This window comes from Pseudomonas sp. TE6288, assembly GCF_054062095.1.
The window spans coordinates 108,484-122,014 of the sequence record NZ_JBSSEW010000017.1; the positions used below are offsets into that span (position 1 = coordinate 108,484).

The window sequence follows — 13,531 nt, forward strand, 5'->3', positions numbered from 1 at the left end:
CATGAGCGAACCCGTACAATTTCCCCTGGCCGCCGTGGTCGGCGCCGACGACCTCAAGCTGGCCCTGTGCCTGACCGCGATCGACCCGAAAATCGGTGGCGTACTGATCGAAGGCCCTCGGGGCATGGCCAAGAGCACCCTGGCACGGGGCCTGGCCGACCTGCTGGGCGGCGGGCCGTTCGTGACCCTGCCACTGGGGGCGACCGAAGAGCGTCTGGTCGGCACCCTCGACCTCGATGCCGCTTTGAGCCAGGGCCAGGCGCGGTTCTCGCCGGGTGTGCTGGCCCATGCCGACGGTGGCGTACTGTACGTCGATGAAGTGAATCTGCTGCCCGATCCCTTGGTGGACCTGCTGCTGGATGTAGCTGCCAGCGGGACCAATCGCATCGAGCGCGATGGCATCTCCCATCGGCACGCCGCCCGGTTCGTGCTGATCGGTACCATGAACCCGGAGGAGGGCGAGCTGCGGCCACAACTGCTCGACCGGTTTGGCCTGAACGTGGCCTTGGAGGGCCTGCCCGCGCCCGAAGCACGGCAGCAGATCATTCGCCGTCGGCTGGCCTTCGACAGCGACCCACAGGCGTTCTGTGCCCAGTGGGCACCCCAGCAGGCCGAGCTGCGCCAGCGTTGCCAGGCCGCGCGCGAGCAATTGGCGTCGATCGCCCTGGACGACCAGGCCCTGGCCTGGATCACCGAGCGCTGCTTTGCCGCCGGGGTGGACGGCATGCGCGCCGACCTGGTCTGGCTGCGCGCGGCACGGGCCCACGCCGCCTGGCGTGGCAATACAGTGATCGAGGAAGCGGATGTGGAGGCGGTGGCCGAGTTTGCCTTGCGCCATCGCCGTCGCGCCCACGCACCGCAAGCGCAGGCCGCCACGGCGGGCGAGCCACCTCGGCCGCAGCAAGCGCAAGGCGGGCAGGGCGACTGGGGCGCGTTGCCGCCCCAGCCGGTGGCGACGGGCGCACGCCGCGAGGTGCCGAACTGGGCAAAAAAGCCCTGAGCATCCGCTCGCGCCACGCCCAGGCGGCGGATGCCAGACCCCGTGCCGGCAATTTGACAGGTAGCGCCCGGGGCCGCCCGCGTGCGGCCGAGGCAGGCCGCATCGCCTGGCTGCCGACCTTGCTCAAGGGGCGGCCGCGCCTGCGCCGCGAACTGTGCTGGCAAAAACGCCAGGCACAGGCGCCGGAACTCTGGCTGGTGATCGTCGATGCCTCGGCTTCCACCCGCCGCAACCAGGCGCTGACCCAGGCCAAGGGCCTGCTGGCCGGACTGTTCGATGAGGCCTATCGGCAGCGGGCACGCCTGGCCCTGCTCACGGCCAGTGGCGACAAGCCGCAATGGCAACGGCATGGCCTGAAAGCCTCGGCGGCGTTGCAGCCCTGGCTGCAGGCGCTGGGGGCGGGCGGTGGCACGCCGTTGCCGGCGGCGCTGGAAGAGGCGCGTCGTTGGTTGTTGGCGCGGGGCAAGCGCCTGCCCCTGGAGACCCAGCGTTGCCTGGTGCTGACCGATGGTCGCCTGCAATCGGCGGCGCAGTTGCAGCCGTTACCGTGCGGCACGTTGCTGGTGGATATGGAAATGGCGGCGGTGCGTGTGGGCCGCGCACGACAACTGGCCGAACAACTGCATGCCGAATATCGGCATATCGAGCAGTTCAGCGTGATCAATTAAGCAGGCAGCTGCGACAGGATGTCGCAATTGAAAAAGTTATCCCCGTATTTGGGGAAAGTTGCCAAAGTGCGTGGCAGCCACGCACTTTGTAACAGGCAGCCTTGTTACTTTGGCATCGACCAGGGTTGCAGGTCGTAACCTTTGCCGGAAAGTTCGGCGCGCACTTCCTCGATCAGACTGGCCCATTGCGCAGGGTCGGAATAGACGCGCGAGGACACTTGTTTGCTGCCGATACGGGTGCTGGTCCGGTCGATCACTGCCAGGCTCAGCTCACCAGTACCGTTGGGTGCATCCCAGGCTACGCACTGGAAGGGTTCGAAGGCGTGGTCGGCGATCAGCAGTGCTTCGTTGACACGGAGCGGGGCATTCATGGTTCGGTCTCTCTCATGGTCCCAAACAGCGAAATATTGTTCCGCGGCGTTATTCCTGAACACTCTACAGCGCGGGGTTATTTGTACTGATGCTCCAGGTCAGGGTTCAAGTCACAAGGTTTTGAAATTTTTTATTGACGATTCATTCGCCCGTGCGTGTCGCTCCCGCCTCAGACGCGCAAGGGTTGAGATAATTCCCGAGTGTGCCGAGCACACGGCTGGCGGGCTGACCAACGGTAGTGGGGAGCGTCAAGTTCATTGCTACTGTTAATTCGGGCGTCGCAACTGTCTGTTTATAGGTAAAAAACCAATAACTGGCGCCAAGGAAAGGTCATGCTTGAACCTGCATCCCACCGCCGCCTGCTGATCGTCGACCCCTGCGACGATTGCCACCGCCTGTTGCCGGGCTTGCGCAGTGTCGGCTGGGATGTCCGAAGTTGCACGCTCGAGGCGGCGCTGGAGCAACCCTGCGATGTTGGCCTGGTGCGCTTGCAAGCCTCGCACCTGCTGCACCCCGAAGCGCTCAAGGACCTGATCAAGCGCAGCAATACCGAGTGGATCGCCGTGCTCAGCGCCGAGGAACTGCGCCTGCAGAATGTCGGAGATTTCGTCTGCGAGTGGTTTTTTGACTTCCATACGTTGCCGTTCGATGTCTCCCGGGTGCAGGTCACCCTGGGCCGTGCCTTTGGCATGGCACGCCTGCGCGGCAAGGGCGCGGTGCGGGTCGATGAGCCCGAACACGAACTGCTGGGCGAAAGCCGGCCGATCCGCGAGTTGCGCAAGTTGCTCGGCAAGCTGGCGCCGACCGAGTCGCCAGTGCTGATCCGTGGCGAAAGCGGAACCGGCAAGGAACTGGTGGCGCGCACCCTGCACCGGCAATCACAACGCTGGGACAAACCGTTCATTGCCATCAATTGCGGGGCCATACCGGAACACCTGATCCAGTCCGAGCTGTTTGGCCATGAAAAGGGTGCCTTCACCGGGGCCCACCAGCGCAAGGTGGGGCGCATCGAAGCGGCCAATGGTGGCACCCTGTTTCTCGACGAGATCGGTGACCTGCCTTTGGAGCTACAGGCCAACCTGCTGCGCTTTCTTCAGGAAAAACACATCGAACGGGTGGGCAGCAATCAACCCATCGCCGTCGACGTCAGGGTTCTGGCGGCGACCCATGTGGACCTGGAAAAGGCCATCGCCTTGGCGCGGTTTCGCGAAGACCTGTACTACCGCCTGAATGTGCTGCAAGTGGTGACCGCGCCACTGCGTGACCGGCATGGCGACCTGTCGATGCTGGCCAGCCATTTCTCGCAGTTCTACAGCGCCGAGACGGGCAGGCGGCCACGTTCGTTCAGCGACGGTGCCTTGGCGGCCATGGGCCGGCACGAGTGGCCGGGCAATGTGCGCGAGTTGGCCAACCGGGTGCGGCGTGGCCTGGTGCTGGCCGAAGGCCGGCAGATCGAGGCCCAGGACCTGGGTTTGCAGGACCTGCAGGAGCAGGACCAGCCGCTGGGCACGCTGGAGGACTACAAGCACCGCGCCGAGCGGCAGGCGTTGTGCGATGTGCTGAACCGGCACAGCGACAACCTGAGCATCGCGGCCAAGGTGCTGGGTGTGTCGCGGCCGACGTTTTACCGGTTGTTGCACAAGCACCAGATTCGTTGAGCAACCACGCTCCCGATTGCGGGGCCTCAGCTCGACTGGGCAAGATGCCCGTCCGCCAGTTCCTCCATCGTCTCCGGCTCGTCGGGCAGCTCGGTGATCACGCTGAAGTCGCTGACCTCCACCTCGCCGCCACCATACCCCAACAGGTGGAAGGAAAACGCCTTGCGCACGGTGGGGTTGTCGAAGTCGAACTGCATTTCCAGCGGCTCATCGGCCGTTACCCGAATCTCTTCGGGCAAGCCAAGCTGCACATCCTGCTCAAGCTCCTTGGCCTTGAGCCGGATGTAGGCGGCATGGCGTGGGTCCAGCGCCCGCACCTTGAGACGTACCCGGGTGCGGGTGCCTTCGGGCATCTCCAGGTATTGCGCGCCGATCAGGTTGTCGGCCCAGTCATCCTTGATGCGCTCAGCCAGGGCAATGGGTGAGGGACCGCCGAACTGGTAGCGCAGGTTGAGCGGAGTCTGCAGCAACGACTGGTCGAGGCTGGCGGCCAGCAGGCCTATCTGCCGCCCGAGGCTGCCGTCCCCACGGCCGACGAATTTGGCCTGGTCGGCAATGAAACCGGGGCTGGCATAGCGCCGGCAGCGTTGCTGGAAATCGCACTCGCTGAGGGTGCCCTGGCCGTCGTGGTAGCGCAGCATGCCATTGGTATAGGAGATCATCTCGCGGCCACTGTCGTAGTCGCGGTACAGCGAGCGCCCGGCCAGGGCAGCAGGGATCGGCAGGGCAAAATAGTCGAGCAGCGAGGTGCTCAGGTCGACGTGGCCGTAGGTGCCTTGCTTGAGCCTGGGCAGTTGGGCCTGCTCCGGTGCGAGCGTGAGGTTGAAGCCCCAGGCCGAGGCCAGGCGCACGCCATCGATGCCGTGGGATTCGTCGGAGGTGACGATCACCAGGGTGTCTTCCAGTACGCCCTGGCGCGCGAGACCGTCGAGGAAGCTGCCCAGGGCATCGTCGAGGTAGGCCACCGCAGCCTGCTTGGGTGTATCGAAGCGTTGCAGATAGGCCTCCGGCGCCGAATAGGGCTGGTGGGTGCCGACCGTGAGCAGGGTGAGCATCCAGGGTTTTGGTTGCTTGCGCAGCTCGCCGACGTAGTCGAGCGCACCTTCGAAGAACGCGCGATCATCCTTGCCCCAGGGGAATTCCAGGTAGTTGTCGTTGGCGAACCACTCCAGCCCATGCACCGTGTCGAAGCCGATGTGCGGCATGATCCGGTCCTTGGCCATGAAACGCAGCCCGGCGCCTTGCAGGTAATGGGTGGCGAAGCCGGCCTCGCGCAGCTGGGCCGGCAGGCAGGCCTGGTTGCGTTGCTGCTGGGTCAGCAGCTCGACCCCCTTGGGCGTGCCGTTGGCCAGCTTGTCGTAGTCACCGCAGAGCATCGCGTACAGGCCGCGAATGGTCTGGTGTGTGTGCAATACATAGTCGGGGGTGTTCATGCCGCGCTCGGCCCACTGGCTGAGACGGGGCATCAGGTCCTGCTGGTAGTGGCTGCCCAGTGCCTCGCGGTTGGGGCGCAGGTAAGCGCCGGGGATGCCCTCGACGGTGATGATCAGCAGGTTGCGTGCCTTGCCCGGTGCGTCGAGCAGCTTGACGCCATTGAGGTCGGACTGGGTAAGGCCGGCGCTGGACAGCGCCGTGACTGCCGGCACCCGGCCCATACGGCTCAAGGCCTGATGCTGCACCTTGCCCACTGCCGTCGACAGCGCCTGGTGGGTGAGGCCGTACTGGCGCCATTGGTCGGCGTCCGAGGGGGCCAGTTGCTGGCCGCCCCAGTGCAGGCCGAACAGCGCCAGGGGCACGGCCCAGAGTCGTCGTGGCAATGACGCGCTGGGGGGCGATCGCCATACGCTCGCCAGCCAGGCGCCAAGGCCGGTGACCAGCACGGCGGGGAGCCAGGCATGGGCCAGCCCGCCGCCGGTGGAGTTCTCCATGAACTGCGGGTCGATCAGGTAGCTCAGGTCGTCGACCGTGGGCAGCCTGCCGACGGCGCTGACCAGCTCGGCGGATGCCACCCACAGGCCGCCCCAGGCCAACAGCAGCGGCAGGGCCAGCCACCAGGGACGTCGCAGCAGGAGCAGGACCAACAGGCTGCCGATGGCGAGGTCGGACAGATAGCCAAAGGGGTTGGACCAGCCCAGCAGGGCGCGCGCGGTCAGGGGTATCACCAGCACCAGGATTGCCAGGGCGGCAAGGCGGGCGCGAGGGTGACCGAGCAGGTTGTTCACGAAACTTTCCTTAATGCCATTAAACCGTCACAAAATTGTGCCGGATGATAACAGGCTGGTGCCGGGAAAGTCGGATGCTACAAAACCGGTAACCAAATGCCGGGCCCGTGCGCGGGCCCGGTGCGGTCAGAAGTAGTAGGGGAATTTCAGGCTGAACGAGAAGTCCGGCGCGTCTTCGGTGAGACCGATGGACAGGTTGGGCACGATGGTCAGGTTGTCGGTGGCGGCGAAGGTCAGGCCGACGTTGAAGTTGGCGGCGTTGTAGTCGCTGTTGGTGATCGACTGCCAGTCGCCGCCGTCGGGCTTGATCTTGCTTTTGCTGGCGAACTGGTCGGTGACCGAGAACGACATGCTCATCCGCTCGTTCAGGGCGAAGGCAATGCCGCCGCCGATCTGCCAGGAGTCGCCCAGCTTGACGTCCCCCTTCACCTTGGAGTTGACCTGTGGGCTGATGTCGCTGAACGAGTCCTGCATGTTGTAGGTGTAGGACAGGCTGGCGAACAGTACGGCAGGGTCGAATGTCTTGACCAGCGAGATGCCCGGCGTGATCGCCCAGACACCGTTGCCGGTGGGGAGGCTCTCGGGTACCGAAAGGTTGTTGTTCGTCGGGTCCTCGACCAGCTTGATGCCGTACGGATCCTTGCCGGTGGGTGCTTTCACCCGCAGGGTGAGCACGGCGTCGGGAAGGTTTTCCGATTCGTCGAGGAATTTGTAGGCGATCCCGACGTTGACATCGCCGATGGCAGGGTCACGTGTAACGGTGGCGTCGGAGGTGACCGGCCCGGCACCGCCCGCACCACCGGAAGAATAGGTTGATTCGCGATAAACGATTGGCACGTTTATATCGAACTGCCAACGTTGGTCCATGTTGTAACGGGCGGTCAGGTCCAAGGTCCAGTTGTCCGCCTTGATACGGTCCAGGTTGATATTGCCGAGGAAGATCGAATCGAGCGCGAGGAAGCCGTTTAGGGTCAGCGCACGGGTATCGTAGTGCGTATACGTGAGGCCGGTTTCGACACTGAACTTGCCGCCACCAAAGAAGCCGCTGGCTTCGTCATACAGGTTGGAAACGCTTTGCGCCGGCTCCGAATCGTCCTTGAGCGACTGGCCGTAGGAGCTGCCGCTGCTGCCCGGGGCGCCGGAAGCCACGGTCTGGGCGCCCTTGGCCGGTGTCGAAGGTGACTTGGTCAGCCGTTTGGGGGGCGGCGCGGCAGGGGTTTCCTCGACTTGACGCACACGCTGCTCGAGCACCATCAAGGCGTTCTGCTGGGCTTCATAGCGTTGTTTCAGCTCCCGCAGCTCCTGCTTCAGCGCCTCGACCTGAGGGTCTGGAGCTGCATACAGCATTGTGGCCGGGGTCAAGGTACTCAGACAGACTATAGCTTTGAACGTCAACGATCGTTGCATGAGTTAGCCGTCCCTTCAGACTACATACGATGAGAGTCAGCGTAGATCAGTATCCGAGCGCGCGAAGACCTTTGAGCTGGTCAAGATTGCCGTTAAGGGCCGCAGCAGGCACGTTGTCGCGCAGCACGACGTTGAGGGAGGTCAGGTTGCTGACCTGGTTGCCGTTGCCCAGCAAGGTGGCGTTCTGCATCAGCCCGCCCTGGGCGATCTGCTGCAGGGTACTGCCCTGGTTGTTGTTGGCCATGACATTGAGTTGCACGCCCGTACCATTCGCGGAAACGCTCATGGACCCCGCGGCGTTGCTGCCGACCAGTGTCGAGCCTGTGGCGAGCGCCTGACCCTGCTGCGGTACGTCGGGCGCCTGGTTGGCCTTGGTGACGTTGATGTCGACGTTGTTGTAGGCCGTGTTGTTGTCGCCAGCGGCGCGCACGACCTGAGTTACGCCGACAGTGCTGTCCAGGCCACCACCACCGGTGACGGTGCCCGTCCCACCTTTGGCGCCGCTCGAGCCCGTGCCTTTCTCGTCGATCATGGAGACATAGAACTGCGGCTTGATGGTCGACTGCTGGACCTGCATCGACGTCTTGGCCCCGATCACATCGCCGTTGGCGTTTTGCCAGGTGCTGGTCATGACCACGCCGAAACTGATGATCCGCCCCGGCAGCACATAGCGGCCGCGCAAGTTCGCCAACTCCTGGTCCTTCAGTTCAATGGGTTTGAACGTCTCTGCCTGGGCCGGCAGTGCGGCGGCGAGGCAGATCAGGGTGAGCCAAGCTGGGGTCTTCATGGGATGCTCCCGGAGCGTCTTGCTCAATTGTCATTAGAAGAAGTCGCTGCGGATGAAACCGAAGTCCATCAGTTCGGCGTCTTTGACCGGGGTGAAATTGTTGATGCGGCCCTTGGCGCTCAGCGGCAGAGGTGGGTCGAGCAAGGCATTGTTCTTGTCGTAACCCTGGCCGATCACGGCGAAGATGATGCCGTTCCAGCCTTTGAGAAAATCTTCGACCTTGTAGCGTTTGTGGCCGAGCACTGGATCGCCGATGTACACCCAGCCCTTGTCGACGCGCTGCATGACCACGAAGTGCTTGTAGCCACGGATGTCCATCAGTACCACCACGGGAATGCGCACGCTGGTGAGGGTGTCGGCCGCGACCCGGTAGCCGCGGGCACGCATGCCCAGGCTTTCCACGTAGCGTTTCATGTCGAGCATGGAGAAGCCCTGCACCCGCACCAGGTCCTGGTCGGCGTGAGCCAGCATGCCTTCGATGATGTGTTGTTCGTCCACATCCAGCCAGTAGGCCTGGCGCAGGATGGTTGCCAGCGCCGCGGCGCCGCAACTGAAATCGGTCTTCTGTTGCACCAGGTCGGCGAACTTGCGCTCACGGATGCTCTGGATGGGCTTGTAGATCACCGCACCCCCCGGCAAAACCGAAAGCGGCATCTGCGCCGCTTCGCTGTAACTGGCCATGCACAGCAAAAACGCCAAGGCGATCATCCGCATGGTCTTGCCCCCTGGTCCTGTTGAAGAAAGGCCCCCCGAAGGAGGCCTTACGGTTACAGCGCTCAGAACGAGGTGTTGGAGATGGCCAGCGAGTTGCTCTGCTGGTTGCCCACACCGGCTGCGACGTTGACGCCGAGGTTGCCGCTGCCACCGTTCACCGAACCACTGAGGGTTGCGGTGTTGGTCACAGGGTTAGCCCAACCGGTAGGGGTCAGCACCTGGAACGACACGGTGTTGCTCAGGTCGTACGAGCTGGACTCGCTGAAGCTCTTCGAGCCGGACTTGGCAAATTCGGAAGCTTTGCTGCCCGATTTTTCGTACGAAGAGTCGTAGGCCTTTTCGAACGAAGAGTCGTAAGCCTTCTCGAACGAGGAGCTGGAGGACTTCTCGTGCGATTTGTCATACGACGCGTCGATCGAAGCGTTCAGCGATGCATCGAACGAGTCGGTGCGGCTGCGCTCGTGGCGGCCGAAGTCCTGGGTTTGGGTGACGCTGCCGCTTGCAGAGGCGTCCAGCGAGGCGTTCAGAGAACCGCTAGCCGAAGAGCTCGAGTCGTGGCTGCGCGAACCGCTGGCGTCGGAGCTCTTCGAGCCACTGGCGTTCCAGCTGTTGGCACCGGCCGCTTCCCAGCTCGAAGACGAGCTGCCTTCCTTGTTGTAGCTGGAGTCCCTGTCGTACGAGGCACTGCCGCTTCTGGTGGTGGTGAAGGTCAGCGTATCGACCGAGTAGGTGCGGTCGGCGCTGTTGTTCACGACCAGGCCTGGGCCGTTCTGGTCGGCAGAGGCGGTGGCGGTGGCGTTACCCAGTGGCGCATTGGAGTTGGCAATGGCCATGGTGTTTTTCTGCTGGTTCAGGTCGCCACCGGCAATGTTGATGCCCATGTTGCCGCTGCCGTTGTTGCCCGAGCCACTCATGATGCCGGAGTTGGTGACACCATAGTTGTTGACGCGGTTGTTGTTGCTGTACTGGCGTACGTCGGCGGTGGCCGAGGCGGAGCCGAACACGAAGCTGTTGTCCAGGCTCGAATCAGCGCCGGCGTTGGCGATGGCGGCGGCGTTGTCCTGCTGGTTGCCGGCGCCGGCCGCGACGTTGACACCCACGTTGCCGCTGGTGCCGGAGGCCGAGCTGCTCATTTCGGCTTCGTTCACGGTGCCTTCATTGCTGATGCGGTTGCCGGTGCTGCTTTGCTTGTCCCAGGCATTGGCGGTGGCATACACCGGGATCTTGGTAGGAGGAGGGGTGTGATGACCGTTGTTGTGGCCGTTGTTATGGCCATTGTTGTGGCCGCCACGTGGATCATTCTGCCCAGCTTGTACAGCCACAGCCATGATCGCAGCAATTGCGAAAACCAGAGGCTTGAGTGCCATCGAGGGTTTCATGGTGGTTCTCCGTACTTTGTTTTAGGTTAAGTGTTGTTGTTACCTGTTTGGGTCAATCTGCGACCCGGATGCTCAGGGTGTTGGCCGTTCGGTTTCCCACCCCTGCACTCTGATTCAACTGCACCACGCCACGGCTACCGGTGAATGCCTGGTCGCTGGTGCTGACCTGGCGATGGCCGGGTGTCTGGGCAGTTGAGTCCGAGCTGTTGATCAGCGCCACGTTCTGTTGCAGAAGGACGCTGTCGTCGATGCTTTGCGGTTGGGCACTGACGCTGATGCGCAGTGCGTTGGCTTGCTGGTTGCTGGCGCCGGCGCTCTGGTTCACGCCCAGTACGCCGTTGCCGTGGCTGAAGGCGTCGCCCTGGATGCTGGACCGAGCATCCATCGAGGGGTCGACAGGCGTGCGCAAGCGTTGGCGGATCTGGGTGCTGGCGTTGGCGTCATGGCCGATGGCGATAGCCCGGGCGTTGACCTGCTGTTGTTGGTCCCCGGCCGCCTGGTTGACGCCCAGGTTGCCTTGGTACTGTGCGCCTGAACTGTCGATGGTGGCGTTGTTGATCACGGGGGATTGGGCAAAGGCCGGTGCACTGCATAACGTGGCCAGGATCAGCAGCGTATGCTTCATGTCACTGACCCCCGCTGAGGATCTTCAGGGCGCCCAGACCTTGCTGGACGTTCGAATTGACCATGTTGGCAATGCCATTGCCAGAGCCTGAGGCTCGCCCACCGGCAATGTTCGGCAGTTGCGTCTGGGTGCCGATGTTGGCCCCGATGTTGTTGGTCTGTTGGGTGATCAGCGTATTGATGCCTGCGCCGCTGCTGATACTGGCGAAGTCGCCGTCGCTCAGTTCGTTGGTCTGCTTGAGTATGTGCGCGGACGGGTTGGTATTGACGGTGACAGGGTTGGGGTCGGGCACAAGCGGGGCACGGGTGGCGATGCGCGGTTGCACATCACGGGTAATGATGACGAGCCCGTTATCGGCCTGGGCTGGCAGACTGAAGCTGGAACCCAGTGCGCATCCGATCAGCAGGAGACGACAGACGTTGCCTTTATCAAGTTTCCCCACGATGGCAATTCCTTCTTCGGCGTGTTGGGCCTGGGCCGCGTTGCCAGAAGGAGAGCAGAAGCTGTGCCGGTTTTTGTTATTGCTTTCGAATCAGTCAGTTGTGGAGCTGGTGCTGGTGCGTCAATGGATTGGTGTATCAGTGCTGAGACAGAGAGTCGTCCCATGAGCCGTCGGGCCCATTGAAGTCGGGCGCTGACGGGTTTTCGTCGAGGGTGTTTCACGGGCGTGACACCACCCCCGGATCTGGCTTAATGCGCGCAAATCCGGGGGCCATGGCCCCACAGGGTGTATCAGCGGCTTAACATTCGGTGGGGCAGGTGGGGGACTTGCCGTCCAGCAGGCGCTGTACAACGCTCAACACCGTGGCGCTGCGTTGCGACCAGTCGCCGTCAATCACCTGCACGTTCTGCCGGTGACGTTGCAACCAGGCCAGGCTGTCGTCGAAGAACACCTGGCGCTCTTCCAGCCGTGGCTGACAGCGCAGCCCGTCCCCGACCCATTCGACGCCCTCGGGGCGCAGCAGCAGGTGCAGGTCGTAATGGCGCGCCTGAATGGCCTGTTCCAGCCACTCAGGGCAATCACCGAACAGTGCCCGGCTCCACAGGATATTGCTCAGCAGGTGGGTGTCGAGGATCAGCAATTCCGGTGTCTGCGCCCGGCCCTGGTCTTCCCAGGCGAGTTGGCCACGGGCGATGGTGGGGATATCGGCGTAGCAGGTATCGCGCAGCTCGCGCTCCATGAAATGGCGGACATACTCTCCGACCAGCACGCCACCGAAATGCGCCTGGATCTCGCCGCTCAGCCAGCTCTTGCCACTGGACTCCGGGCCGCACAGCACCAGGACCTTCATGCGCTGGCCAGCGCCGGGTCGCGGCGCCACTCCAGCCAGCCGCGCACGGCGATCAGGGTGAACAGGGCATACAGCGCGGCGGTGAGGTAGAGGCCCTTGTAGAGGAACAGGCCGACGAAGACCACATCCACCACCACCCATAGCGCCCAGCACTGCAGGCGCTTCTGTGCCATCCACAGCTGGGCCACCAGGCTGAAACCGGTGAGTGCTGCGTCCAGCCAGGGCTGGGCAGCGTCCGTCCAGTGAGCCATGGCGGCGCCCAGCAGCAGGCTGGCCAGCAGGCCGATCGCCAGGCCCTTGAACATCGTCATCGGTGCCAGGCTGGTTACCTGGCGGGCGTCCTCGACCCGGTCCGGCCGGGTCCATTGCCACCAGCCGTACAGTTGCAGCACGGCGTAGACCAGTTGCAGGAGCATGTCCGAGTACAGCTTGACCTCGTAGAAGATCCAGCTGTACAGCACCACCATCACCAGCCCGATCGGCCAGCACCAGGGGTTCTGCTTGACGGTGAGCCAGACGGCGATGACGCCGAGCGCGGCGGCGAAGAGTTCAAGGCCGGACATCGGCGATCCTTGGGCGGAGAGAGCCGCGATGCTAACCGCTTCGTGCGCCACGCTTCAAGCGGTGGGCAGCATCCGGGCTGCCCGTTGCCAGGCCCTGCTAGACCTTGAACTGGCGCAGCAACTGCTCCAGCTCCTCGCTCAAGCGGCCAAGCGCCGCGCCAGCGTCGCTGGACTGGCGGGCGGCCTCGGCGGTCTGTTGCGACAAGTCGGCGGTTTCGGTGACGTTGCGGTTGATTTCCTCGACCACATGCGACTGCTGCAGGGTGGCGCTGGCGATCGAGGCATTCAGCGCCCCCAGGTTGCCCAGCGCATGGTTGATGGCGTCCAGGCTGCTGCCAGCCTCGCGGGCCTGCTCGACGGTCTGGCGCGAGGCTTCGCTGCTGGTATCGATGGCCCGCACCGCGGCTTCGGACTGCCCCTGCAGGTGCTCGATCATGGTCTGGATCTCGGCGGTCGACTGGGCGGAGCGCTGGGCCAGCAGGCGCACCTCGTCGGCGACCACGGCGAAGCCGCGCCCCTGCTCACCGGCGCGGGCGGCCTCGATGGCGGCGTTGAGGGCAAGCAGGTTGGTCTGCTCGGCGATCGAGCGGATGACCTCGAGCACGCCGCCGATCTTCGTGCTGTGGCTGGCCAGTTCGCGGATCACCTGTACCGCCTGGTCGATGGTCGCCGAAAGCCGGTCGATCTGCTGCAGGCTACCGTGGATCGCCTGCTGGCCGTGGCCGACCTGGGCCTGGGCATTGCGCATTTCGCTGGAGGCCTGCTCGGCGTGCTTGGCCACGTCGTGCACCGCGTAGGTGACTTCGTTGACGGCGGTGGCGACCTGGTCCATCTGCAATGATTG

14 protein-coding genes are annotated in these 13,531 nt (G+C 63.7%); 3 read left to right on the forward strand and 11 right to left on the reverse strand.

All coding sequences use genetic code 11. From position 1 onward, the window contains the following. Nucleotide 1: 1 nt before the first annotated feature. Together ACVWY1_RS19105 and ACVWY1_RS19110 are read left to right on the forward strand one after the other, a co-directional pair. The gene (locus ACVWY1_RS19105; protein WP_277504517.1) at nt 2-1,000 is read left to right on the forward strand and encodes an ATP-binding protein; all 999 of its coding nucleotides are present in this window, start codon (nt 2-4) and stop codon (nt 998-1,000) included. A 53-nt stretch (nt 1,001-1,053) separates the two neighbouring features. Next, nucleotides 1,054-1,668 (forward strand): vWA domain-containing protein, encoded by a 615-nt coding sequence (locus ACVWY1_RS19110; protein ID WP_277504516.1) that lies wholly within the window; start codon nt 1,054-1,056, stop codon nt 1,666-1,668. Between the two features lie 104 nt (nt 1,669-1,772). Here the strand turns inward: ACVWY1_RS19110 and ACVWY1_RS19115 are convergent, their stop codons facing one another. Next, the gene (locus ACVWY1_RS19115; protein WP_028690802.1) at nt 1,773-2,039 is read right to left on the reverse strand and encodes a hypothetical protein; all 267 of its coding nucleotides are present in this window, start codon (nt 2,037-2,039) and stop codon (nt 1,773-1,775) included. A 333-nt stretch (nt 2,040-2,372) separates the two neighbouring features. On the opposite strand from ACVWY1_RS19115, the gene ACVWY1_RS19120 reads away from it, so the two are divergent. Beyond that, complete coding sequence (locus ACVWY1_RS19120; protein ID WP_277504510.1) at nt 2,373-3,698, forward strand: sigma-54 dependent transcriptional regulator; 1,326 nt, start codon at nt 2,373-2,375, stop codon at nt 3,696-3,698. 26 nt (nt 3,699-3,724) lie between these two features. Here the strand turns inward: ACVWY1_RS19120 and ACVWY1_RS19125 are convergent, their stop codons facing one another. The 10 genes from ACVWY1_RS19125 to ACVWY1_RS19170 all read right to left on the reverse strand — a co-directional run bounded on the left by ACVWY1_RS19125 (nt 3,725) and on the right by ACVWY1_RS19170 (nt 13,519). Further along, nucleotides 3,725-5,920, reverse strand: a complete 2,196-nt coding sequence (locus ACVWY1_RS19125; protein WP_277504508.1) for an LTA synthase family protein — start codon at nt 5,918-5,920, stop codon at nt 3,725-3,727. A gap of 126 nt (nt 5,921-6,046) precedes the next feature. Then, complete coding sequence (locus ACVWY1_RS19130; RefSeq protein ID WP_023630126.1) at nt 6,047-7,327, reverse strand: hypothetical protein; 1,281 nt, start codon at nt 7,325-7,327, stop codon at nt 6,047-6,049. Nucleotides 7,328-7,373: 46 nt separating this feature from the next. Further along, nucleotides 7,374-8,114, reverse strand: a complete 741-nt coding sequence (locus ACVWY1_RS19135) for a hypothetical protein (RefSeq protein ID WP_023630127.1) — start codon at nt 8,112-8,114, stop codon at nt 7,374-7,376. A gap of 33 nt (nt 8,115-8,147) precedes the next feature. Then, nucleotides 8,148-8,828 (reverse strand): C39 family peptidase, encoded by a 681-nt coding sequence (locus tag ACVWY1_RS19140; protein ID WP_023630128.1) that lies wholly within the window; start codon nt 8,826-8,828, stop codon nt 8,148-8,150. Nucleotides 8,829-8,890: 62 nt separating this feature from the next. Continuing rightward, a complete protein-coding gene (locus tag ACVWY1_RS19145; RefSeq protein ID WP_277504506.1) occupies nt 8,891-10,207 on the reverse strand; it encodes a heme utilization protein in 1,317 nt (438 codons plus the stop codon). Between the two features lie 52 nt (nt 10,208-10,259). After that, nucleotides 10,260-10,832 carry an adhesin gene (locus ACVWY1_RS19150; RefSeq protein WP_277504505.1) on the reverse strand — a complete coding sequence of 191 codons (573 nt, stop codon included), beginning with the start codon at nt 10,830-10,832 and terminating at the stop codon, nt 10,260-10,262. A gap of 1 nt (nt 10,833) precedes the next feature. Then, entirely contained in the window at nt 10,834-11,274 is a 441-nt protein-coding gene (locus ACVWY1_RS19155; RefSeq protein WP_110702157.1) for a hypothetical protein, read from the reverse strand. Nucleotides 11,275-11,572: 298 nt separating this feature from the next. Then, nucleotides 11,573-12,124, reverse strand: coding sequence for an AAA family ATPase (locus ACVWY1_RS19160; protein ID WP_277504503.1), 552 nt, complete (start codon nt 12,122-12,124; stop codon nt 11,573-11,575). After that, complete coding sequence (pnuC, locus tag ACVWY1_RS19165) at nt 12,121-12,687, reverse strand: nicotinamide riboside transporter PnuC (RefSeq protein WP_102682457.1); 567 nt, start codon at nt 12,685-12,687, stop codon at nt 12,121-12,123. The genes ACVWY1_RS19160 and pnuC overlap by 4 nt, the downstream gene beginning before the upstream one ends. Before the next feature lie 97 nt (nt 12,688-12,784). Next, on the reverse strand, nt 12,785-13,519 hold the full coding sequence (locus ACVWY1_RS19170) for a methyl-accepting chemotaxis protein (protein WP_371918114.1): 735 nt from the start codon (nt 13,517-13,519) through the stop codon (nt 12,785-12,787). Nucleotides 13,520-13,531: the final 12 nt, after the last annotated feature.